Below are 21,173 nucleotides of genomic sequence, written 5' to 3' on the forward strand. Positions count from 1 at the left end.
CATGACCATCCTTGACCTGAAGGACCCGGCATTGGCGCCGGGCCTGGCCTTCATCGGCGGCGCCTGGCGCCCGTCGTCCACCGGCCGGACCATCACCATCGCCGACCCGGCGACCGGCCGGCCGGTGGGCACGGCGCCCGATTGCGACCAGGCGGACACCCGCGCCGCCATCGACGCGGCGGCGGCGGCGCTGGGCGTCTGGCGGTCGCGCACCGCCGGCCAGCGCTGCGATGTCCTGGCCCGCTGGCACGCCCTGATCCTGGAGCACGTCGACGATCTGGCCCGCATCATGACGGCGGAGCAGGGCAAGCCCCTGGCCGAAGCGGCCGGCGAGGTACGCTACGCCGCCTCCTTCGTCAAGTGGTACGCGGAGGAGGGCAGGCGGGTGCAGGGCTATGAGGTGCCGGCACCGGAAGCCGACCGCCGCATCCTGGTACGCAAGGAACCGGTGGGCGTCTGCGCCATCATCACCCCCTGGAACTTCCCCGCCGCCATGATCACCCGCAAGTGCGCCCCGGCCCTGGCCGCCGGCTGCACCGTGGTGATCAAGCCGTCCGACCTGACGCCCCTCACCGCCCTGGCGCTGGCGGCGCTGGCGGAACGGGCGGGCGTTCCGGCCGGCGTGCTGAACGTCGTCACCGGCGCGCCCGAGGCCATCGGCCGGGAACTGACGGCCAGCCCGCTGGTGCGCAAGCTGTCCTTCACCGGATCCACCCGCGTCGGCGCCCTGCTGATGCGGCAATGCGCCGACACGGTGAAGCGCCTCAGCCTTGAACTGGGCGGTAACGCCCCCCTGATCGTCTTCGACGATGCCGACCTGGACCAGGCCGTGGCCGGCGCCATGGCCGCCAAGTTCCGCAACGCCGGGCAAACCTGTGTCTGCCCCAACCGCATCCTGGTGCAGTCCGGCGTCCACGACGCCTTCGCCGAGCGGTTGGGCCGGGCGGTCGCCGCCCTGCGGGTGGGCTCCGGCATGGCCGCCGGCACCACCATCGGCCCCCTGATCAACGCCGCCGCCGTGCGCAAGGCGCGCGATCATCTCGAGGACGCCCTGGCCCATGGGGGCCGCATCACCGCCCAGGCGGCGAGCGACGGCGATCCCGCCCGGTTCGTGGCCCCCGTCGTGCTGACGGGCGCCACACCGGACATGCGCCTGGCGCACGAGGAGACCTTCGGGCCAGTGGCGCCCCTGTTCCGGTTCGGCGGCGAGGATGAGGCGATCACCCTGGCCAACGCCACGCCCTACGGCCTGGCCAGTTATTTCTACACCAACGACCTGCACCGGGCCTTCCGGGTGTCCGAACGGCTGGAAGCCGGCATGGTGGCGTTGAACACCGGATCCATCGCCATGGAGATGTCGCCCTTCGGCGGCGTCAAGCAGTCCGGCCTGGGCCGCGAGGGTGGGCAAGCTGGGATTGAGGAATACCTTGAGCACAAGGCCTTCCACATCGGGGGCCTCAAGCTGGGAGCCGTGCCGTGACCGATGCGACGAATAAGCCCAACCGCCGCTACACCATCGCCGTCATTCCGGGTGACGGCATCGGCAAGGAAGTGATGCCCGAGGGTGTGCGCGTCCTCGAACGTGCGGCCGCCCTCTACGGCTTCACGGTGGAGCAGCGCTGGCACGATTTCGCCTCCTGCGACTACTACGCCCGGCACGGCCGCATGATGCCGGAAGACTGGAAGGAACAGATCGGTTCGCCTGACGCAATCTTCTTCGGGGCCGTTGGCTGGCCTGAAACGGTGCCGGACCATATCTCCCTCTGGGGATCGCTGCTGCAGTTCCGTCGCGAGTACGACCAATACGTCAACCTGCGCCCCGCCCGGCTGTTGCCCGGCGTGCCCTCGCCCCTGGCGGGGCGTGAACCGGGCAGCATCGACTTTTGGATCGTGCGGGAGAATACCGAGGGCGAGTATTCCTCCGTCGGCGGCCACATGTTCGCCGGCACGGAGCGTGAGGTCGTGATCCAGGAAACGGTCATGACCCGCTTCGGCGTCGACCGGGTGCTGCGCTACGCCTTCGACTTGGCCAACCGCCGCCCCAACCGGCACCTGACCTCCGCCACCAAGTCCAACGGCATCGCCATCACCATGCCGTTCTGGGACCAGCGGGTGGAGGCGATGGCGGCCAACTATACCGACGTGCGCTGGGACAAGTACCACATCGACATCCTGACGGCGCAGTTCGTGCTGAATCCCGACCGTTTCGACGTGGTGGTGGCGTCCAACCTGTTCGGCGACATCCTGTCGGACCTGGGGCCCGCCTGCACCGGCACCATCGGCGTGGCGCCGTCGGGCAGCATCAACCCGGACGGCACCCACCCCTCACTGTTCGAGCCGGTGCACGGCTCCGCCCCCGACATAGCGGGCAAGGGCATTGCCAACCCCGTGGGCCAGATATGGTCCGCCGCCATGATGCTGGAGCACCTGGGGGAAACCGAGGCCGCCAAGGCCATCATGGCCGCTATCGAAACGGTGCTGAAGGACCCCGGCCTGCGCACCGCCGACTTGAAAGGCAAGGCCGGCACCGAGGAATGCGGCAAGGCCATCGCCGAGGCGCTGCGCTGACGCGGCATTTTGTGCTGCCGCGGCCCGCAAGAAGGGTCGCGGCGCATCCCCCGGACCGCCAACACGGCGCATCCCACCACCCGGTGTCGGCTAGGCTTCTTTCCATGGACACCATGACGAGCCAGAGGCCGATGCTGAAGCGCAACCGTTCCCTCGTGGATGTCGATCGCGACTATCTGATCCATCCCGTCACCTCCTTCCGTGGCCATGAGGCACGCGGGGCCACCCTTCTGCGAAGCGGTCGGGGCATGTACGTGACCGACATGGACGGCCGCGAACTGCTGGACGCCTTCGCCGGCCTCTGGTGCGTCAATGTCGGCTATGGGCAGGAGAGCATCGCCGAGGTCGCGGCCGAGCAGATCCGCCGCCTTCCCTACGCTACCGGCTATTTCCATTTCGGGTCGGAGCCGGCGGTACGCCTAGCCCAGCGCCTGGTGGAACTGGCCCCGCCATCGCTGACCCACGTCTATTTCACCCTGGGCGGATCGGACGCGGTGGACAGCGCCATCCGCTACGTCATCCACTACTTCAACGCTCTGGGCAAACCGGAGAAGAAGCAGTTCATCGCGCTGGAACGGGGCTATCACGGCTCTTCCGCCATGAGTTCAGGCCTGACGGCACTGGCCAACTTCCACCGCAATTTCGACGTCCCGCTACGCTGGCAGCATCATATACCGTCCCCCTACCCTTATCGCAGCCCGGTCGGCAGTGATCCTGCAGCGGTAATCGCCCAGTCCGTGGCCGACCTGCGCGCCAAGGTGGCTGAACTGGGCGCCGACACCGTCGCGGCCTTCTTCTGCGAACCCATCCAGGGATCCGGCGGCGTCATCGTGCCGCCCAAGGGCTGGCTGAAGGCCATGCGGGACACCTGCGCGGAACTGGGCATCCTGTTCGTGGCGGACGAGGTCATCACCGGCTTCGGCCGCACCAGCCCAATGTTCGCCTGCGAGCATGAGGACGTCAGCCCCGACCTGATGACCGTGGCCAAGGGCCTGACGGCCGGCTATGCCCCCATGGGCGCGGTCCTGATGTCGGATGCCGTGTACCAGGGCATCGCCGATGGGGCGGCGCCCGACTTGCCCATCGGCCACGGCTACACCTACTCCGGCCATCCGGTCAGCGCCGCCATCGGGCTGGAAGTCCTGCGCCTCTACACCGAGGGTGGCATCCTGGCCAATGGCCAACATGTGGCCGGCCGCTTCAAGGCCGGACTGGACGGACTGGCCGACCATCCCCTGGTCGGCGACGTGCGTGGTCAGGGCCTTCTTGGCGCAATTGAATTGGTCACCGACAAGACATCCAAAACGAGATTTGACGCGGCCCTGAAAATTCCTGACCGGCTGTTCGCCGAAGGCTACCACAACGGCGTCATTTTTCGCGCGTTCGGTGATGGGATACTGGGCCTGGCCCCGGCTTTGTGCTGTACGGAGGATGAAATGGACCTGATTTTTGCCCGCATCCGACGGACGCTCGACGGGATACTTGACCAGCCCGACGTCCGGGCGGCGCTTTCATGATAAATAGTTGGCGGGCAATTGGGCCCTCGAACGGTGTAAGCTGATGGTAGGCCCGGCCGCGCCCGGTTGGCGTCAGGGCTGAGTAACCTTCATAGCCCGGGACAGGAGATCCCATCGGAACATGACGCTCGGCCCCAAACTCGACCGTATCGACCTGAACATCCTGGTGCAGCTTCAACAGAGCGGCCGCATCACCAATGTGGAGTTGGCCGACGCCGTGGGGTTGTCGCCCAGCCCCTGTCTGGCGCGGGTGAAGCGGCTGGAAAAGGCCGGGTACATCACGGGATACGGGGCCCAGATCAATTATCAGAAGCTGGGCGACTTCATGACGGTTTTCACCGAGGTGACGTTGTCGGAGCATCGCAGCGGCGACTTCTCCCGCTTCGAATCCAAGATCCGCAAGATTGACGAGATCGTGGAATGCCATCTGGTCAGCGGCGGCTACGACTACCTGCTGAAGTTCATCACCACCGGCGTCACCCACTACCAATCCATCATCGAAGGCATGCTGGAGGGTGATTTCGGCATTGAGAAGTATTTCAGCTACATCGTCATCAAGACCCCCTTCATCAAACAACATTACCCCATCCAGGGCCTGTTCGAGCGTGAATAGCCGGCCATGGGGGATAGCCGCCGCCGGAGAAACACCATGCCGGAAATCGACGATCTGATTGAACCGCTGATCGCCTTCCGGCGCGATTTGCATGCCCATCCCGAACTGGGCTTCGCCGAGCACCGCACGGCCGGCCGCATCGCGGCGGCGCTGGAGGACCTTGGCATCGAGGTCCACACCGGCATCGGCGGCACCGGCGTGGTGGGCGTGCTGAAGGCCGGTGGGTCAGACCGCCGCGTCGGTCTGCGGGCCGACATGGACGCCTTGCCTATCCATGAGCAGACTGGCCTGCCCTATCAAAGCCGCCATACCGGCGCCTTCCATGGCTGCGGGCACGACGGTCATGTCTCCATGCTGTTGGGCGCCGCCCGCCACCTGGCGCGTACCCGCCGGTTCGATGGAACCATCCACTTCATTTTCCAACCGGCCGAGGAAGGCCAGGGCGGTGCGCGCGCCATGGTGCAGGACGGGCTGTTCCAGCGTTTCCCCTGCGACCGCGTCTTCGCCCTGCACAACTGGCCGGACCTTCCCGCCGGCACGGCCGCCACGCGGCCGGGGCCCATCATGGCCGCCGCCGACAAGTTCGAGATCCGCCTGGAAGGGCGCGGCGGGCACGCGGCCCTGCCCCACCAGACGCCCGACGCGATCCTGGCGGCCAGCGACCTGGTGGGCCAGTTGAACACCATCATCGCCCGCCGCATCCCGCCAATGGCCAATGCCGTGCTGTCGGTCACCCAGATCAACGGCGGCCATGCGCATAACGTCCTGCCCGCCACGGTCACGGTCGTGGGCACGGTGCGCAGTTTCGACCCCGCCGTGCAGGACCGAATCGAAGCGGCCCTGCGCCAGGTGGCCGAAGGTGTGGCCATTGCCAGCGGCGCACGGGTGACCGTCACCTATGACCGCTACTACCCGGCTACCATCAACGACGCCGACGCCGCGGCGGAAGCCTTGGCGGTCGCCAAAAGCGTCTGTCCCCAGGCCATCCTGGCACCTGAACCCGCCTTCACCTCCGAGGACTTCGCCTTCATGCTGCAGGCGTGCAAGGGCGCCTACCTCTGGCTGGGCCAGGGGCGGGAGGGCGGCTCCGCCCCCTTGCACCATCCGCAATACGATTTTAACGACGACATCATGGCGACCGGGATTAGGTTGCATGTGGCATTGGCTGAACGCCTGCTATCCGCGTAAATCCGCTTGGGAGTAAGGGCCATGGCCCTTCATCGATCCGCTGCCTGGCCGGGCGTTCCGCTTGCCCTGACTTCGGCCGCGCTGTTCGGTGCCAGCACACCGCTGGCCAAGCTTCTGCTGGGGCGTTCCGATCCCTGGCTGTTGGCGGGCCTGCTGTATCTCGGGTCGGGCCTGGGGTTGGGCATCGTACACCTGGCGCGGCGCTTCCTGGGCATCGAGCCGCCGGAAGCCCCCCTGCGGCGGGGCGACCTGCCGTGGCTGGGCGCCGTCGTGCTCGCCGGCGGGGTGATCGGCCCCGTGCTGCTGCTGGTGGGCCTGACGCGCACACCTGCTTCCAGCGCCGCCCTGCTGTTGAACCTGGAAGGCTTGGCCACCATGGGCATCGCCTGGCTGGCCTTCCATGAGAATGTCGATCGCCGCCTGCTGCTGGGCGCCCTGGCCATCCTGGCCGGCGCGCTGCTGCTATCCTGGCGGGGCGGGCCGGAGGGCATCGGGTGGGGCGCCTTGGCCATTGCGGGGGCCTGCCTGGCCTGGGGGGTGGACAACAACCTCACCCGCAAGCTGAGTTCGGCGGACCCGGTGCAGATCGCCATGACCAAGGGCCTGGTGGCGGGGTCCGTCAACCTCGCCCTTGCCCTGTCACAGGGGGCCGCCTTGCCGCCCCTGGCGGTCATCGGCGGGGCGGCCGTGGTCGGCTTCTTCGGCTATGGCCTCAGCCTGGTCCTGTTCGTCCTGGGCCTGCGCCACCTGGGCACGGCGCGGACGGGGGCCTACTTCTCCATGGCCCCCTTCATCGGTGCCCTCCTGGCCATCATTCTGTTCAGCGAGCCACTGACCTATCGTCTGCTGGCGGCGGCGGTGCTGATGGGCATCGGGCTCTATCTGCATCTGGTCGAGCACCATGACCATGAACACGCACATGGAGAGCTGGAACACGAGCACGTCCACGTGCACGACGAACACCACCAGCATGATCACGGGCCGGGCGTCGCGGTGGATCAGCCCCATTCCCACGTTCACCGGCATGCGCCCATGGTGCATCGGCATCCGCACTATCCGGACCTGCACCACCGGCACACGCACGAGCACTCGGAGACCTGAGGCCGGTCAGGCGACGCCGGCCAGACGCAGCACCAGGCCGGCCAGGGAACAGGCGGCCAGCACCGGGATCATCCCGACCTTGAAGCGGAACACGGCGACGATGGCCGCCGTGGTCAACAGCAAGGCGGCAACGTTCACGCTGGCCAGCACCGGGATCTCCAGCACCAAGCCCAACGCCTGGACATCCGCCACCTCCCGGAACAGGGCGTGCAGGGCGAACCAGACGGCAAGGTTGAGGATCACGCCCACCACGGCGGCGGTGATCGCCGTCAGGGTGGCGGAGACGGCACGGTTGCCACGCAGCTTCTCGATGAAGGGCGCACCCAGGAAGATCCACAGGAAGCAGGGCACGAAGGTCACCCAGGTGGTCAGCACCGCCGCCAGCGTGCCGGCCAGCAGCGGCGGCAGGGCGCCCGGCGACCGGAACGCGGCCAGGAAGCCCACGAACTCCAGCACCATGATCAGCGGGCCGGGCGTCGTTTCCGCCATGCCTAGGCCGTCCAGCATCTCGCCCGGCGCCAGCCAGTGATAGGTGTCCACCGCCTGCTGGGCGACGTAGGCCAGCACCGCGTAGGCGCCGCCGAAGGTGACGACGGCCATCTGCGAGAAGAACACGCCGATGCGGCTGAACACATCGTCCGGGCCCAGCAGCAGGAGCAGCAACGCGACCGGAATGAGCCACAGGGCCAGGCAGGCGCCGGAAATCTTCAGGGACCAGGACAGGGACGGATGGGCATGGGCCGGCATCTCCTCACCCAGCGCCGTCTCCCGGTCCGGCACCGCCTTGCTACCGGCGGCCCCATGTTCCTTGCCCCCCTGGAAGGCCGGGTGCCCCGCCTTGCCGCCGGCGAAGCCGATGAGCCCCGCCCCCAGCACAACGAGGGGGAACGGCACCTGCCCGACGAAGATGGCGACGAAGGCCACGGCGGCCAGCGCCACCGTGGACCGGTTCTTCAGGGCGCGGGAGCCCACGCGCAGCACCGCCTGCAGCACCACGGCCAGCACGGCCGACTTCAGGCCGAAGAATAGGCCGGCCACGGCGTCAACCGAGCCCAGCAGGACATAGATCCAACTCAGCGCCAGGATGGACAGGAAACCCGGCAGGACGAACAGGGTGCCGGCAACCAGACCGCCCCGCGTCTTGTGCAGCAGCCAGCCGATGTAGACCGCCAGTTGCTGCGCCTCTGGCCCGGGCAGCAGCATGCAGTAGTTTAGGGCGTGCAGGAACCGCTCCTCCCCGATCCAGCGCTTCTCCTCCACCACGATGCGGTGCATCACCGCGATCTGCCCGGCGGGCCCGCCGAAGCTGAGCGCCGCCACCCGGGCCCAGACGCGGGCGGCCTCCCCGAAGGAGATGCCGTGGGCGGGAGCCTCGGCGGAAGGGCGGAGGACGGCGTCGGTCATGGCGTCAGTTTCCCTTCTTGCGGAAGAAGCCCAGCAGGTCGTCGAACACGGCCATGCCCCGCGCCAAGCGCTCGTCATCGTCCTTGGTGCCCATGCAGATGCCGGCGATCAGCACGCGGATACCGTCGGCCTCCGCCCGGCCGTACTTGCCGTCCTTCAGGTCGATATCGTGGACGATCTCGGCGATGGCTTGCAGGGAGGTATTGGCAAGGCCAATGCGGCCCAGCAGCACCTCGAAGGAGCACCGGTCGCCCTCGTGCGTCACCTCACCATCCATCATATCGAAGCGGACGGCGCCGGGAACCGGGTCCACCGACCGCGACGGGACGAAGGTGAAGACGGCCTCGGCGTCGATGAAGCGCCGCACCAGCCAGGCCGTGGCGATGCGGTCCACATGGATGCCCTGGCGGGTGATCCACCTTAGCCCCTTGTAAGCGTCCACATCGGGCGAGGCCGGTTCACTGGCTTGCATCTCAGTCTGTTCCCGTGTGGTGGTTTCCAGGAGGTCGAGCACGCCCGACGCCGCCGCACGCCCGTGGGCGCCGAAGAAGTCGATGGCGGCGATCTGGTTCAGGCGTGTCCGCAGGCGAACCGCCCCGGCACGGGCCTCATCCATCTTCGCGGGATCGGCCTGCACCCCTTCCAGCAGGGCACGGGCCTCCGCCGCGACGGTGGCGTAGTCCTCGTCCCGCGCCTGGTCGAACAGGCCGCGCACATCCGCATCGGCCAACCCGTCGATGAAGCGGGCCTCGCACAGGGTGGCCTCGCCGCCGCCTTCCAGGATTTCCCGGATCAGCCAGGCGAAATCCTCCCGCGCCTCCTCGGTGCAAGGCAACACGTGAACGGCGTTCTTGATGGGCACCGCGCCCAGGGCCTGAAGACGCCGCCAGACCTTGACCCGCGGGTAGGCCGGCTTGGCCGGCAGCTGATGGACCAGCAGCAGCCAATCATCCCGTGTCGTGCCGGTGTCGTTCATCCCGTCCTCATTCCTTCACCACACCGCCCGCCGCCGACGGCGGGCACCGCCGGCATACAGGCGCTTCAGGAGCAGGACGGCAAGGAAGAAACCGAGCCCAACCAGGCCGATGGCGCCCAGGTTCTCATCACCGGAGAACAGTTCGCTGAAGAAGCTGGACATGAGGGGGCCTCGATCCCGGCGGGTCATATGTCGATCTTGATACACCTTATCGCTGAGATTGACTTAATGCAACATGTGTATCATTTTCCCGAACGCCGACAAAGCCTGTATCGCGGCGGCAAGGCATGCCGGCGCCCCGACGCCGCCGAGGGAGTTCCAGCCATGAAATGGATCACGCGTGAACGCCCCAAGATCGATCGCATCGCCTGCCCCTGGCTGGTTGCGCGCTTCATCGATCCAGAACCGGAATTCCTTTACGTGCCCGCCGACATGGTTTTCCAGGTGGCAGCGGAGATAGGCGCCGTCCCCTACGACTTGCCCGGCGCCGATCTTAGCCACGTGGGCGAAAGGTGCAGCTTCGACACCTTCCTCGACCGTTACGGCCTGGCTGGCAACGCCGCCCTGCAGCAACTGGCCTTGATCGTCCGGGGGGCGGATACGGCCCGGCTGGACCTGGCGCCGCAGGCGGCTGGTCTGGTCGCCGTGTCGCTGGGGCTGTCGGCGCTATTCCAGGACGATCACGAAATGCTGCGCCACGGCATGACCGTCTACGACGCCCTCTACGCCTGGTGCCGCGACGGCCAGGGCGAGCAGCACAACTGGCCGCCGGCCATCCGCCAGGCCGGGCTTCCCCGGGCCGCGCCCGCCGCGTGACGGTGGGCAGGACACACCGGCCGGACACTGTGAATCGGCCTTACTGAAGGAGCGATCCTGTATGAATACCCACATTCTCCGCGCCATGGCGGTCGCCGCCATGGCCGCCGCTGCGACGCCGGGCATGGCAGCCGACGCCGACTGGACGGCGGTCGGCCAGGCGCTGGGCAAGGCCGGCGCCGTGCAGCCGGACGGCGTCTACAAGGTGGGCCTGCCGCGCACCGACCTTGCGGTGATCCTGGATGGCGTCGCCATAAAGCCCACGCTGGCCCTGGGCTCCTGGCTCGCGTTCAAGGAAACCGCCCAGGGCCAGGCCTTGGTGATGGGCGACTTGGTGCTGACCCAGGACGAGGTCAACCCGGTGGCGAAGGAACTGGAGGACGGCGGCATCCAGATCACCGCCCTGCACAACCACCTGCTGCGCGCCCAGCCCGCCACGCTCTACATGCATGTCGACGGCCATGGCGACGCGGTCAAGCTGGCGCAGGTGCTGCACACGGCCCTGGCCAGGAGCAAGACGCCCCTGACCGCGCCATCGGCGCCCCCGGCCGCGCCCCCCATCGACCTGGACACCGCTGCGGTGGACAAGGCGCTGGGCCACGCCGGCAAGGTCAACGGCGGCGTCTACCAGGTAACGATCCCCCGGGCGGAGGCCGCCAAGGCCGGCGGCATGGAAATCCCCCCGTCCATGGGTGCCGGCATCGCCATCAACTTCCAGCCCACCGGCGCCGGCAAGGCGGCCATCACCGGCGACTTCGTGCTGATCGCATCTGAGGTCAACCCAGTCATCAAGGCGCTGCGCGACAACGGCATCGAGATCACGGCGCTGCACAACCACATGCTGGATGACGAGCCCCGGCTGTTCTTCATGCACTTCTGGGCTAACGACGATGCGGTCAAACTGGCCAGGGGCCTACATGTCGCCTTGGCGCAGATGAAGGTCGCCCACTCGTGATGCCCTCCGCCCGCGCCGGCAGGCCCGTCCTGGCGGCCCTGCTCATCCTGCTCACCGGATCGGCCGGCGCGGGCGATCCTCCCTTGGTGCTGGAAGCGGCGATCCCGCTGCCCGATGTCGGCGGGCGGATCGATCACATGGCGATAGACTTGGCACATGACCGCCTGTTCGTGGCCGAACTCGGCAACGGCACCGTGGACAGCGTCGACATCACCAGCCGGAAACGCTCAAGCCGGATCACCGGCCTGAAGGAACCCCAGGGGATCGGATACCTGCCGGCCCGGGACCTGATTGTCGTCGCCAACGCCGGCGACGGCAGCGTGCGCCTATATACGGCGACCACCTTGGCGCCGGCCGGGACCGTCGACCTGGGCGAGGACGCCGACAATGTCCGGGTCGATGCGACCACCGGGCAGCCCTGGTCGGATATGGGGCTGGCGGCATCGCCGTCATCGATCCGGCCCGCCCGGCCAAGATCGCGGACGTTGCCTTGCCCGCTCATCCAGAGGGCTTCCACTATGACGCCGCCACCGGCCGCCTTTACGTCAACGTCCCGGACCACCGGCAGATCGACGTGCTGGATCGCAAGACGGGCCAGAGGGTGGCGGCCTGGTCGCCGCCGGAGATGCGGTCCAATTTTCCGATGGCGTTGGACGCGGCGGCCGAGCGGGTCGCCATCGGCTACCGCAACCCCGCCCGCCTGACCGAGCTGAGCACGGCAGACGGCGCGGTCACCGGCAGCATCCCCACCTGCGGCGACACCGACGATATCTTCTTCGACGCTGTGCGCAGCCGCTACTACGTGAGTCGTGGCGAGGGCGCCGTGGATGTCATCGACCGCACGCCCGAAGGGCTGGTCCACCACGACCGGATCAGGACCGTGTCGGGGGCACGAACGTCGCTGTTCGTGCCCGAACTCGACCGGCTGTTCGTCGCCGCCCGCGCCGGCTGGTTCGGTGGTGACGCCACTATCCTGGTGTTCCGTCCGACACCCTAACAGGCTCGCGCGCTCCCAAGCGAAGTCCCGCGGCCTCGATTCTTTTCGTTGCCACATCCCCCCCAGGGGGATAGGATACGACCATCATGAGCCACGCCAACAACCCAGACGTCCTGAACCGCCTTAAGCGCGCCCAAGGCCATCTCTCCAAGATCGTGGAGATGGTGGAGGAAGGGCGCGACGCCCTGGTGATCGCCCAACAGCTGCAGGCGGTGGTCAAGGCCGTGGATAAGGCCAAGACCTTCCTGGTCCTGCATCACATCGAGCATCACCTCTACGAAGCCGTGGGGCCGTTGCCGAAGGAAACCCGGGACCGCTTGGCCGAGATGGCCGAAATCACCAAATACCTGTGAGCCCAAAATGACCCCGCTTTCCGACCTCCTCCAGCAAGGGGCCGGCAACGCCTGGCTGTTCATTCCCAGCGCCATCCTGCTGGGCGCCCTGCATGGATTGGAACCCGGGCATTCCAAGACCATGATGGCGGCCTTCATCATCGCCATTCGGGGTACCGTCACCCAGGCGGTACTGCTGGGCCTGTCGGCCACCGTTTCCCATACCCTGGTGGTCTGGATGGTGGCCTTGGCCGGCCTGCATTTCGGCCGCAACTGGAACGCGGAGACGACGGAGCCCTATTTCCAGATCGCTTCCGCGATCATCATCATCACCGTCGCCCTATGGATGCTGTGGCGCGCCCGCCAGGCCCAGGTGGCGGAAGAGGCCCACGACCACACCCATGATCACGGGCAAGATCATGACCACGGCGATCACGGCCATGACCACCACGGTCACGGGGCTCACGCTGGCCATGGAATGCAGAGCGCCGAGATCGGCCACGGCGTGATTGCCGACGTGGAGGTGTTCGAGGACGGCGTGCCGCCCCGCTTCCGTGTGCGTTTCCTGGCGGGGGACCGCGTGCTGCCGGCGGCCCCGCAGGATGCGGTATGGATTGAGACCATTCGCCCGGATGGCGCCCGCCAGCGGTTCGGCATGGTGGACAAGGTCGATTATTGGGAATCGACCGAGGAAATCCCGGAGCCGCACGAATTCTCCGCCCTGCTCAGCGCCAGCCATGGCCGCCACATGCACCAGCACGCCTTCCGCTTCACCGAGCCCGCGCCTGAAACGGCAGGCGTGGATTTGGGGCTAACCGGCTACCAGGACGCCCATGAGTTGCAACACGCCAACGACATTCAGCGGCGCTTCGCCAACCGTCAGGTGACGACGGGCCAGATCATCCTGTTCGGCCTGACCGGCGGCCTGATCCCCTGTCCCGCCGCCATCACCGTGCTGGTGCTGTGCCTGCAACTGAAGCAGGTCACCCTGGGTGTCGCCTTGGTGCTGTGTTTCAGCATCGGCCTGGCCCTGACGATGGTGAGCGTCGGCGCCGCCGCAGCCCTGGGCATGCGGCACGCGGCCAAGCGCTTCTCCGGCACCTTCGCCGTCCTGGCGCGCCGGGCGCCCTATGCCTCCAGCGCCCTGATCATCCTGGTCGGCCTTTATATCGGCTGGCAAGGATGGAATGCCTTGCCCTGAGGATCACCCTAGGGCTCTATGATATCCTCCGTCATCCCGTTCACCGCCTCCCGCAAGGCCGAAGCCCGCATCCCATGCAGCCGCCGTTCACCATAGCCTGGAGCGATGTCGCCCGCGCCTGCCGCACCGCCGTGGTGCGGCTGCAGGCGGTGCTCGGCGTCGTGGCGGTGTTGTCCCTGGCCTTGCTGGGGGAACTGCATCTGGACCATCCGGATCTGCCGGACGAGGACGCGGCCATCGAGATGACGGTGACCGCAGTGAACGCCCCGGTGGCCAGGCATGACCATGCCGGTTTCCAAGGATTGGGCGACCATGAGCATGATATGATGGCCGCCCACGCCATCATGCACGCCGTCGGTGTACCGCCCGCCGACAACCAACTGCAGCCGCCGGCCTTCGTGTCGGCCCCTTGGCCGCAGCCCCTGGAGGCGCAACTGGCCTCCATCGCACCCCCCATGGAAGAACGCCCTCCGCGCGTCTGAAGGACCAGGCCTCCGCGCCTTTCCCTATCAGACCACGGAGACTTGAATGCGAACCGCACCCTGCCGGCGGCTGCTGACTGCAGCGCTGGTGGCGGCCGCACCCACATGGATACTTGTGAGTACGGCCCCTTTCGCGCCGGCCTTGGCTGCGCCGGCGCCCTCCTATGCCCAATTGCTGGGTGAGGCGGAGGTGACCGCCCCCCGCCTGCTGGCGGCCAAAGCCCTGATCGCCCAGGCGGAAGGCCTGGCCGACCAGGCCGGCACGCTGCCCAATCCCACCGTCAGCGTCCTGACGGAAAACGTGGCCGGCACCCGGAACTACCGGGCCTTCGACCAGGCGGAGACCACGCTGCAGTTCAACCAGCTGGTGGAACTAGGCGGCAAGCGCGGCGCCCGCCAGGCGGCCGGGCAGGCCGATGTCGACGCCAGCGAGGCTCACTTCGCCGCCACGCGTGTCGCCTACGCCTGCGACCTGGCTCTCGCCTATGCCGATGCCGAGGCGGCGGGTCGCCGCGTGGACCTGGCCGAGGACGAGCTGGAGGAAGCGCAGCGGGATGACCAGGCGGCCCGCGCCCTGGTCGCCGCCGGGCGGGAAGCCACCGTCCGTACCCTCCAGTCCCAGGCGACGCTGACGTCCATGCGGGCGGACCTCAGCCAGGCCAAGGCGGCCAGCGCCGCGGCGCTGGACAGGCTGGCGGTCCTGGCCGGGGCTCCCGAGCCCTATACCGCCTTTCCCGTCAGCCTGCTCGACACAGCCGCCGCGAGGACAGGTGGTGATGGGCGGCAAGATCCCCCCACCGGGGATCCATTGGCCAGCCCCGGCTACCGGGCGTCGGTGGCGGATCGCGAAGCGGCGTTCCGCCGGCTGGAGGTGGAACGCGCCCGGGCGACCCCGGACGTCACCGCCTCCCTCGGCATGCGCCGGCTGGAGGGCGACCGCGCCACCACCTTCGTCGCCGGCGTCTCTATCCCGCTGCCCCTGTTCGACCGCAACCGCGGCAACATCAGCGCCGCCCAAGCCTCCCTTACCGGGGCCGAAGCGCGGCTGGAGGCGGCGCGGCGCGAAGCGGAAGCTGGCGTGCGGTCGACACGGCTGCAGGCCCGGGCGGCGCAGGACCGCCTGGCCGCAGCCGACCAGTCGCTGGCGGCGGCGCAGGAAGCCTATCGCCTGACGCGCATCGCCTACGAAGGGGGCAAGGCCCCCCTGTCCGAACTCCTCACCGCCCGGCACGCCCTAGGCGTCGCCAACGCCACCAAGGTGGACGCCCAACTCGCCCGCGTCGACGCGATCACGGCTTTGGCCCGCGTCGAAGGCCGCATTCCTTTCGGAGACTAAGTCATGTCCACCCCCAGAATCGGCTATCTGGCCGGCACGGCCGCGGGCCTGGTGCTGGCCGCCGCCGTTGGCTTCGGCGTCGCCCGCATGACCGCGCCGGCGCCTGCCGCCGCTCCCGCCGCAACACCCACCGCCGCGAAGACCGCCGCCCCGGCTGAAAGCCAGTCCGTGCCCATGACCGAGGAGCAGGTCAAGGTCTCGGAGATCCAGGTGCAGCCGGCTGCCGCCGGCGGCATCGAGGCGGAGACCATCACCACGGCCACCGTTACGGCGGCCCCCGACGGCCTGGCCGTGCTGACCGCCCACGCGCCGGGCACCATCACCCGCATCCACAAGCGCATCGGCGAGGCCGTGCGCGCCGGTGACGTCATCGCCGAGGTGGAGGGCCGTGAGGTTGCCACCCTTGCCGCCGACCGCGCCGCCGCCCAGGCAAAGGCGACCCAGGCCCGGCAGCAGGCCGCCCGCGAGAAATCCCTGTTCGACCAGGGCGTCTCCCCCCGCCAGGACCTGGAGGCGGCCCAGGCCGCAGCCGAAGCGGCGGAGGCCGAACTGCGCCGCGCCATCGCCTCGGCGGGCGCCGCCCGCCTGGCATCCGATGGCCGCTCCATCCAGGTGGTGAGCCCGATCGACGGACGGGTCACCACCGTGTCCGCCAGCCTGGGCGCCTATGTCCAGGCGGAATCCGAACTGTTCCGCGTGGCCGATCCCGCCCGCACCCAGATCGAGGCGACGGTGCCGGCGGACGCGGCCAGCCGCTTGCGCGGCGGAGACCGGGCCACCATCACCACGGGCGATGGGCGCACCCTGGACGCCCATGTGCTGTCGCTGACGCCGGGTGTGAACCGGGAGACGCTGCAGGCCACCGCGCTGCTGGCGCTCGACCAGCCGGCGGAAGGACTGCTGCCCGGCCAGCATGTCCGCGCCACGCTGTTCACCGCCAAGGAGACGGCGGGCGACAGGGTCACCGTTCCCACCATCGCCGTGCAAACCATCGCCGGCCGCGAGGTCGTCTTCCTGCGCACCAAGGAGGGGTTCACGGCGCAGCCGGTGACCCTGGCCCGGCGCAGCGGCGATCTGGTGGAACTGTCGGGCGGCCTGAAGGCCGGGCAGCGCATCGCCACGATCAATTCCTTCCTGCTGAAAGCCGAACTGGGCAAGGCGGAGGTGGAGGAATGATCGCCAAAATCCTGGAATTCTCCGTGAACGCCCGTTGGCTCGTGGCCTTCCTCGCCCTCGTCGTCGCGTCCATCGGCGCCTGGCAGGTCAACTTGCTGCCCATCGACGCCGTGCCCGACATCACCAACCGCCAGGTCCAGATCAACACCTTCGTCCCCACGCTGGGGCCGGTGGACTTGGAAAAGCAGGTCACCTTCTCGGTGGAGACGGCCCTTGCCGGCATCCCTGGCCTGCAGACCACCCGGTCGCTGACCCGCAACGGCTTCAGCCAGGTGACGGCCGTCTTCACCGACGCCACCGACATCTACTTCGCTCGCCAGCAGGTGACGGAACGCCTGGCTCAGGCCAAGGACACCCTGCCGCCGGGCATACAGCCGCAATTGGCCCCGGTCACCACCGGCCTGGGCGAGATCTTCATGTTCAGCGTGGAATACCAGCATCCCGACGGCAAGGGTGCCACCGCCATCGATGGCAAACCGGGCTGGCAGAAGGACGGCTCCTACCTGACACCGGAAGGTGAGCGGCTGACCGATACGGTATCCAAGGCCTCCTACCTGCGCACGGTTCAGGATTGGGTCATCCGGCCGCAGCTGCGCAACGTGCTGGGCGTGGCTGGCGTGGATTCCAACGGTGGCTACGTGAAGCAGTACGTGGTGGAGCCAGACCTGGTGAAGATGGCGGCCCACGGCATCTCCTTCACCGAGTTGGCCCGTGCGCTGGAAGCCGGCAACCTCTCGGCCGGCGCCAACTACGTCCAGCGGGCCGGGGAATCGTTTCTGGTGCGCGCGGACGCGCGCCTTCGCTCCATGGATGAGATCGGCCGCGTGGTGGTCGCCACCAAGGCCGGCGTGCCCATCCGCATCGGTGACGTGGCCAATGTCGTCATCGGCGGCGCGGTCCGCACCGGCGCCGGCAGCAAGATGGGCAGCGAGGCGGTGATCAGCACCGTCCTGATGCTCACCGGATCAAACAGCCGCATCGTCGCCACGGCGGTGCGCGAGAAGCTGGAGCAGATCGCCCGGACCCTGCCGCCAGACATCACCGCCAAGCCGGCCTACGACCGGTCCAAGCTGGTGGCCGCCACCATCGGCACGGTGGAGAAGAACCTGGTGGAGGGGGCGCTGCTGGTCATCGCCGTGCTGTTCCTGCTGCTGGGCAATATTCGCGCCGCGCTGATCACGGCGGTGGTCATTCCCCTGACCATGCTTATGACGGCCACGGGCATGAACGCCCTGCGCGTCTCGGGCAACCTGATGAGCCTGGGCGCTTTGGACTTCGGCCTCATCGTCGACGGCGCCGTCATCGTCGTGGAAAACGCGCTCCGCCGCCTGGTGGAACGCCAGCACCACGAGGGCCGTTTGCTCAGCGCCGGCGAACGGATGGAGGAGACCATCGCCGCGGCGAAGGAGATGGTGCGGCCCACCGTCTACGGACAGGCCATCATCCTGCTGGTGTTCGTGCCGCTGCTGACCTTCCAGGGGGTGGAGGGCAAGACCTTCTCGCCCATGGCCATCACCCTGATGCTGGCTTTGGTCGCCGCCTTTGTCCTGTCCATCACCTTCGTGCCGGCCATGGTGGCCCTGGTGGTGCGGGACAAGGTCAGCGAGGTGGAGGTGGCGCCGGTGCGGTGGTTCAAGCGCCGGTATGAGCCGGTGTTGCACCGGGCCGTCGCCCACCCCCTGCCGTTCCTAGCGGGCGGCGTGGCCGTCTTCGCCCTGGCGGCCGCCCTGTTCACCACGCTGGGGGAGGAGTTCATGCCCCAGTTGGATGAAAAGGACGTCACGGTCACCGCGTTCCGCATCCCCTCCACCTCGGTGGAGCAGTCCAAGAACATGCAGCTGCAGATCGAACGGGCCCTTTCCAGCCTGCCGGAGGTGGCCATGGTGTTCTCCAAGACCGGCAATGCCGACCTGGGCACCGACCCCATGCCGCCCAACGCCTCGGACACCTACGTCATCCCCAAGCCTGAAAGCGAATGGCCGGCGGACGTGAAGACCAAGGCCGACCTGCTGAAGAAGATCGAGGACAAGTCGAACGAGCTGGTGGGCAACCGCTATGAGATCCAGCAGCCCATCCAGATGCGGTTCAACGAACTGATCGCCGGCGTGCGCAGCGATGTGGCGGTCAAGCTCTACGGTGATGATCTGGAGGCCATGAGCGCCACGGCGCAGAAGATCGCCGCGGCCTTGCGGACTGTTCCGGGTGCCGCCGACGTGCAAGCGGAACAGACCAGCGGCGCCCCCACCTTCGACATCCAGGTGGACCGGGACGCCGCCGGCCGCCTGGGCCTGACGGTGGAGGAGATCACCGACACAGTGGCCGCCGCCCTCAGCGGCCGGGAAGCCGGCCTGCTGTTCGAGGGAGACCGCCGCTTCAATGTGGTCGTCCGCCTGCCGGCGGCCCAGCGGGACGACGTCGCCCTGCTGGGGTCCATCCCCGTCATGTTGCCGGCCGAGCCGGGCAAACCCCGCGCCTCCGTCCCTTTAAGGGAACTGGTGCGGTTCAGCTACACGGAGGGCCTGAACCAGATCAGCCGTGAGAACGGCAAGCGCATGATCGTGGTTCAGACCAACGTCCGCGGCCGCGACGTGGGCGGGTTCATCAACGAGGCCCAGGAGAAGGTGGGCCGCATCGAACTGCCGCCCGGCTGCTACACCGACTGGGGTGGGCAGTTCGAAAACCTGCAGTCGGCCACCCGGCGCCTGGCCATCGTGGTGCCGGCCTGCTTCATCCTGATCTTCGCCCTGTTGTACATGGCCCTGGGCGGCTTCGGCGCGGCCGTGGCGGTGTTCTCCGCCGTGCCCTTGGCCCTGGCCGGCGGCGTGTTCGCCCTGGTGTTGCGCGACATCCCGTTCTCGATCAGCGCCGCGGTGGGCTTCATCGCCCTCTCCGGCGTGGCCGTGCTAAACGGCCTGGTCATGATCGGCGCCATCCGAAAGCACCTGGATGATGGCATGGACGCGGACCAATCGGTGCTGCGGGGCGCCACGGAGCGGGTGCGCCCCGTGCTCATGACGGCCCTGGTCGCCTCCCTGGGCTTCGTGCCCATGGCCCTGGCCACCGGCACGGGTGCCGAGGTGCAGCGGCCGTTGGCCACGGTGGTGATCGGCGGCCTGATCACCTCCACCGCCTTGACGCTGCTGGTACTGCCGGCCGTGGCCGGGATACTGTTCCGGCGCAGGGTGCAGCCTGCGCCGGAGAGCTTATTGGAGCCCGCGACCTAACGTCACCATGTGTGAGAGCACCAGCGCGGCTTCATGGCGATGCTGGTGCTCTCTTGCGACGCTTGGAGCTCGGCTCGAACACACGGTGTCGCGCGGGCGCTGCCGTGAAGAACACTTGCCATAGCGCATCCTCCTCCTGACGACTCAGGATAAATGATGCACCATCACTCTCCGGGACTAAACACCTAGAGCATCGCACCAGAAGTCGGAATCAGAGGATTCCCATTGAAGGTCGAATGTGATTCATCTTTATCGGAGGTGGATCATGGGCAAGTCATATTCAGCAGACCTTCGGGAACGGGTTGAAGCCCGGATTTCGGCGGGACATTCGCGTCGTGAGGCCTCTCGGCACTTTGGACTTGCCCTGGAAAAGTGGAGAGCCATTTGCTCGCCGTCAGGCGGTAGCCTCGAACAGGACGGGACTTTTGTAGCCCAGGGCCGAATGCCGCCGCCTGGGATTATAGAACCCGTCTATGAATGTGCCAATCGCCCGTTCAGCCTGCCATCGTGACAGAAAAACGGTTCTCCAGACCAGTTCAGATTTCAGTGTCTTGAAAAAGGTCTCGACCATGGCATTGTCGTAGCAATTCCCCTTGCCGCTCATCGAAATCACCATATCCTGATTTTTCAGGATCTTCTGATATTCATCGGAACAATATTGGCTCCCCCTGTCCGAGTGGTGGATCAAGCCGGGTTCTGGCCTGCGGACAGCGAGGGCGCGCCGCAAGGCGGTTATTGCCAGGTCCTTCCTTATCCGGTCGCTGACCGCCCAGCCGACAACTCGGCGCGAGAAGAGGTCGATCACCACGGCCAGGTACAGCCAGCCCTCCGCCGTCCAGATATAGGAAATGTCGCTTCCCCATTTCCGGTTAGGACCTTCGGCGCCGAAATCCTGATCCAGCAGGTTGGGGGCCACGGGCCCGCCATGCGCGCTGTCCGTCGTCTTCTTGTACCGGCGTTTCATCAAGGCCTTCAGGCCGTTATCCCGCATCAGCCGGGCGATCCGGTGCCGACCGCACCGGAGCCCCGCCGCTTTCAACTCCGCATGCATGCGCGGGCTTCCGTACGTCTCGTGCGATAACGCGAAGTGATGGCGGACATGCGCCAGCAGAACCATATCGCCCTGTTGCCGAAGACTGGGCTTTCGCCGACTCCAAGCATAATAACCGCTGCCGCTCACGCCCAATAAGCGGCAGCTACGGTTAACCGGTATTTCAGCCTTCTTCGCGTCGATGAGCCGGTAGATCATCGATTTGTCTCCCGCGCGAAGAAGGCCGCCGCGTTTTT

At 67.5% G+C, this 21,173-nt stretch carries 20 protein-coding genes; 15 read left to right on the forward strand and 5 right to left on the reverse strand.

Annotated elements, in window-relative coordinates:
• The first annotated feature begins 1 nt into the window (after nt 1).
• From FHS74_RS28560 to FHS74_RS28585, 6 genes are all read left to right on the forward strand, one after another.
• Nucleotides 2-1,480, forward strand: a complete 1,479-nt coding sequence (locus FHS74_RS28560) for an NAD-dependent succinate-semialdehyde dehydrogenase (RefSeq protein WP_184807666.1) — start codon at nt 2-4, stop codon at nt 1,478-1,480.
• Nucleotides 1,477-2,568, forward strand: a complete 1,092-nt coding sequence (locus FHS74_RS28565; protein ID WP_184807667.1) for a tartrate dehydrogenase — start codon at nt 1,477-1,479, stop codon at nt 2,566-2,568. Before FHS74_RS28560 ends, FHS74_RS28565 begins: the two co-directional genes overlap by 4 nt.
• Nucleotides 2,569-2,672: 104 nt before the next feature.
• The gene (locus FHS74_RS28570) at nt 2,673-4,085 is read left to right on the forward strand and encodes an aspartate aminotransferase family protein (protein ID WP_246463444.1); all 1,413 of its coding nucleotides are present in this window, start codon (nt 2,673-2,675) and stop codon (nt 4,083-4,085) included.
• 121 nt (nt 4,086-4,206) lie between these two features.
• The gene (locus FHS74_RS28575) at nt 4,207-4,698 is read left to right on the forward strand and encodes an Lrp/AsnC family transcriptional regulator (RefSeq protein ID WP_044559651.1); all 492 of its coding nucleotides are present in this window, start codon (nt 4,207-4,209) and stop codon (nt 4,696-4,698) included.
• 36 nt (nt 4,699-4,734) lie between these two features.
• Nucleotides 4,735-5,886 carry a M20 aminoacylase family protein gene (locus FHS74_RS28580; protein WP_184807668.1) on the forward strand — a complete coding sequence of 384 codons (1,152 nt, stop codon included), beginning with the start codon at nt 4,735-4,737 and terminating at the stop codon, nt 5,884-5,886.
• A 21-nt stretch (nt 5,887-5,907) separates the two neighbouring features.
• Nucleotides 5,908-6,987: a DMT family transporter gene (locus tag FHS74_RS28585; RefSeq protein WP_184807669.1), complete on the forward strand. Its 1,080-nt coding sequence runs from the start codon at nt 5,908-5,910 to the stop codon at nt 6,985-6,987.
• A 6-nt stretch (nt 6,988-6,993) separates the two neighbouring features.
• Here FHS74_RS28585 and chrA read toward each other — a convergent pair whose 3' ends face one another.
• The 3 genes from chrA to FHS74_RS28600 are packed head-to-tail and all read right to left on the reverse strand — an operon-like array spanning nt 6,994 to nt 9,529.
• Nucleotides 6,994-8,391, reverse strand: coding sequence for a chromate efflux transporter (gene chrA, locus FHS74_RS28590; protein WP_184807670.1), 1,398 nt, complete (start codon nt 8,389-8,391; stop codon nt 6,994-6,996).
• Between the two features lie 4 nt (nt 8,392-8,395).
• The gene (locus FHS74_RS28595) at nt 8,396-9,367 is read right to left on the reverse strand and encodes a chromate resistance protein ChrB domain-containing protein (RefSeq protein ID WP_184807671.1); all 972 of its coding nucleotides are present in this window, start codon (nt 9,365-9,367) and stop codon (nt 8,396-8,398) included.
• A gap of 15 nt (nt 9,368-9,382) precedes the next feature.
• Complete coding sequence (locus FHS74_RS28600; RefSeq protein ID WP_184807672.1) at nt 9,383-9,529, reverse strand: hypothetical protein; 147 nt, start codon at nt 9,527-9,529, stop codon at nt 9,383-9,385.
• A gap of 162 nt (nt 9,530-9,691) precedes the next feature.
• On the opposite strand from FHS74_RS28600, the gene FHS74_RS28605 reads away from it, so the two are divergent.
• Entirely contained in the window at nt 9,692-10,183 is a 492-nt protein-coding gene (locus FHS74_RS28605) for a chromate resistance protein ChrB domain-containing protein (protein ID WP_184807673.1), read from the forward strand.
• A gap of 61 nt (nt 10,184-10,244) precedes the next feature.
• Nucleotides 10,245-11,138 (forward strand): DUF1259 domain-containing protein, encoded by an 894-nt coding sequence (locus tag FHS74_RS28610; RefSeq protein ID WP_246463445.1) that lies wholly within the window; start codon nt 10,245-10,247, stop codon nt 11,136-11,138.
• A 133-nt stretch (nt 11,139-11,271) separates the two neighbouring features.
• On the opposite strand, the gene FHS74_RS30180 is transcribed toward FHS74_RS28610, so the two are convergent.
• Nucleotides 11,272-11,640: a hypothetical protein gene (locus FHS74_RS30180; protein WP_211106604.1), complete on the reverse strand. Its 369-nt coding sequence runs from the start codon at nt 11,638-11,640 to the stop codon at nt 11,272-11,274.
• On the opposite strand from FHS74_RS30180, the gene FHS74_RS30185 reads away from it, so the two are divergent.
• The 7 genes from FHS74_RS30185 to FHS74_RS28645 all read left to right on the forward strand — a co-directional run bounded on the left by FHS74_RS30185 (nt 11,629) and on the right by FHS74_RS28645 (nt 19,886).
• On the forward strand, nt 11,629-12,135 hold the full coding sequence (locus tag FHS74_RS30185; protein WP_211106605.1) for a YncE family protein: 507 nt from the start codon (nt 11,629-11,631) through the stop codon (nt 12,133-12,135). The two genes, FHS74_RS30180 and FHS74_RS30185, sit on opposite strands and share 12 nt — an antisense overlap.
• Before the next feature lie 86 nt (nt 12,136-12,221).
• Nucleotides 12,222-12,488 (forward strand): metal-sensing transcriptional repressor, encoded by a 267-nt coding sequence (locus FHS74_RS28620; protein WP_184807674.1) that lies wholly within the window; start codon nt 12,222-12,224, stop codon nt 12,486-12,488.
• Between the two features lie 7 nt (nt 12,489-12,495).
• Nucleotides 12,496-13,668 (forward strand): nickel/cobalt efflux transporter, encoded by a 1,173-nt coding sequence (locus FHS74_RS28625; RefSeq protein ID WP_184807675.1) that lies wholly within the window; start codon nt 12,496-12,498, stop codon nt 13,666-13,668.
• Between the two features lie 74 nt (nt 13,669-13,742).
• The gene (locus FHS74_RS28630; RefSeq protein ID WP_184807676.1) at nt 13,743-14,150 is read left to right on the forward strand and encodes a hypothetical protein; all 408 of its coding nucleotides are present in this window, start codon (nt 13,743-13,745) and stop codon (nt 14,148-14,150) included.
• 115 nt (nt 14,151-14,265) lie between these two features.
• Nucleotides 14,266-15,486: a TolC family protein gene (locus FHS74_RS28635; RefSeq protein ID WP_211106606.1), complete on the forward strand. Its 1,221-nt coding sequence runs from the start codon at nt 14,266-14,268 to the stop codon at nt 15,484-15,486.
• A 3-nt stretch (nt 15,487-15,489) separates the two neighbouring features.
• A complete protein-coding gene (locus tag FHS74_RS28640; protein WP_184807678.1) occupies nt 15,490-16,662 on the forward strand; it encodes an efflux RND transporter periplasmic adaptor subunit in 1,173 nt (390 codons plus the stop codon).
• Nucleotides 16,659-19,886, forward strand: coding sequence for an efflux RND transporter permease subunit (locus tag FHS74_RS28645; protein ID WP_184807679.1), 3,228 nt, complete (start codon nt 16,659-16,661; stop codon nt 19,884-19,886). The genes FHS74_RS28640 and FHS74_RS28645 overlap by 4 nt, the downstream gene beginning before the upstream one ends.
• A gap of 394 nt (nt 19,887-20,280) precedes the next feature.
• On the opposite strand, the gene FHS74_RS28650 is transcribed toward FHS74_RS28645, so the two are convergent.
• On the reverse strand, nt 20,281-21,173 hold an 893-nt coding region (locus FHS74_RS28650; protein WP_184807680.1), incomplete at its 5' end, for an IS3 family transposase.

It is taken from the genome of Nitrospirillum iridis, from assembly GCF_014205765.1.
GTDB lineage: Bacteria > Pseudomonadota > Alphaproteobacteria > Azospirillales > Azospirillaceae > Nitrospirillum > Nitrospirillum iridis.

Coding starts and splice junctions, on each gene's coding strand:
- FHS74_RS28595 (WP_184807671.1), bottom strand. CDS start 9,367: ATGAACGACACCGGCACGACACGGGATGATTGGCTGCTGCTGGTCCAT.
- FHS74_RS28575 (WP_044559651.1), top strand. CDS start 4,207: ATGACGCTCGGCCCCAAACTCGACCGTATCGACCTGAACATCCTGGTG.
- FHS74_RS28580 (WP_184807668.1), top strand. CDS start 4,735: ATGCCGGAAATCGACGATCTGATTGAACCGCTGATCGCCTTCCGGCGC.
- FHS74_RS28610 (WP_246463445.1), top strand. CDS start 10,245: ATGAATACCCACATTCTCCGCGCCATGGCGGTCGCCGCCATGGCCGCC.
- FHS74_RS28560 (WP_184807666.1), top strand. CDS start 2: ATGACCATCCTTGACCTGAAGGACCCGGCATTGGCGCCGGGCCTGGCC.
- chrA (WP_184807670.1), bottom strand. CDS start 8,391: ATGACCGACGCCGTCCTCCGCCCTTCCGCCGAGGCTCCCGCCCACGGC.
- FHS74_RS28605 (WP_184807673.1), top strand. CDS start 9,692: ATGAAATGGATCACGCGTGAACGCCCCAAGATCGATCGCATCGCCTGC.
- FHS74_RS30180 (WP_211106604.1), bottom strand. CDS start 11,640: ATGAGCGGGCAAGGCAACGTCCGCGATCTTGGCCGGGCGGGCCGGATC.
- FHS74_RS28620 (WP_184807674.1), top strand. CDS start 12,222: ATGAGCCACGCCAACAACCCAGACGTCCTGAACCGCCTTAAGCGCGCC.
- FHS74_RS28600 (WP_184807672.1), bottom strand. CDS start 9,529: ATGTCCAGCTTCTTCAGCGAACTGTTCTCCGGTGATGAGAACCTGGGC.
- FHS74_RS28585 (WP_184807669.1), top strand. CDS start 5,908: ATGGCCCTTCATCGATCCGCTGCCTGGCCGGGCGTTCCGCTTGCCCTG.
- FHS74_RS28645 (WP_184807679.1), top strand. CDS start 16,659: ATGATCGCCAAAATCCTGGAATTCTCCGTGAACGCCCGTTGGCTCGTG.
- FHS74_RS28625 (WP_184807675.1), top strand. CDS start 12,496: ATGACCCCGCTTTCCGACCTCCTCCAGCAAGGGGCCGGCAACGCCTGG.
- FHS74_RS28630 (WP_184807676.1), top strand. CDS start 13,743: ATGCAGCCGCCGTTCACCATAGCCTGGAGCGATGTCGCCCGCGCCTGC.
- FHS74_RS28570 (WP_246463444.1), top strand. CDS start 2,673: ATGGACACCATGACGAGCCAGAGGCCGATGCTGAAGCGCAACCGTTCC.
- FHS74_RS28640 (WP_184807678.1), top strand. CDS start 15,490: ATGTCCACCCCCAGAATCGGCTATCTGGCCGGCACGGCCGCGGGCCTG.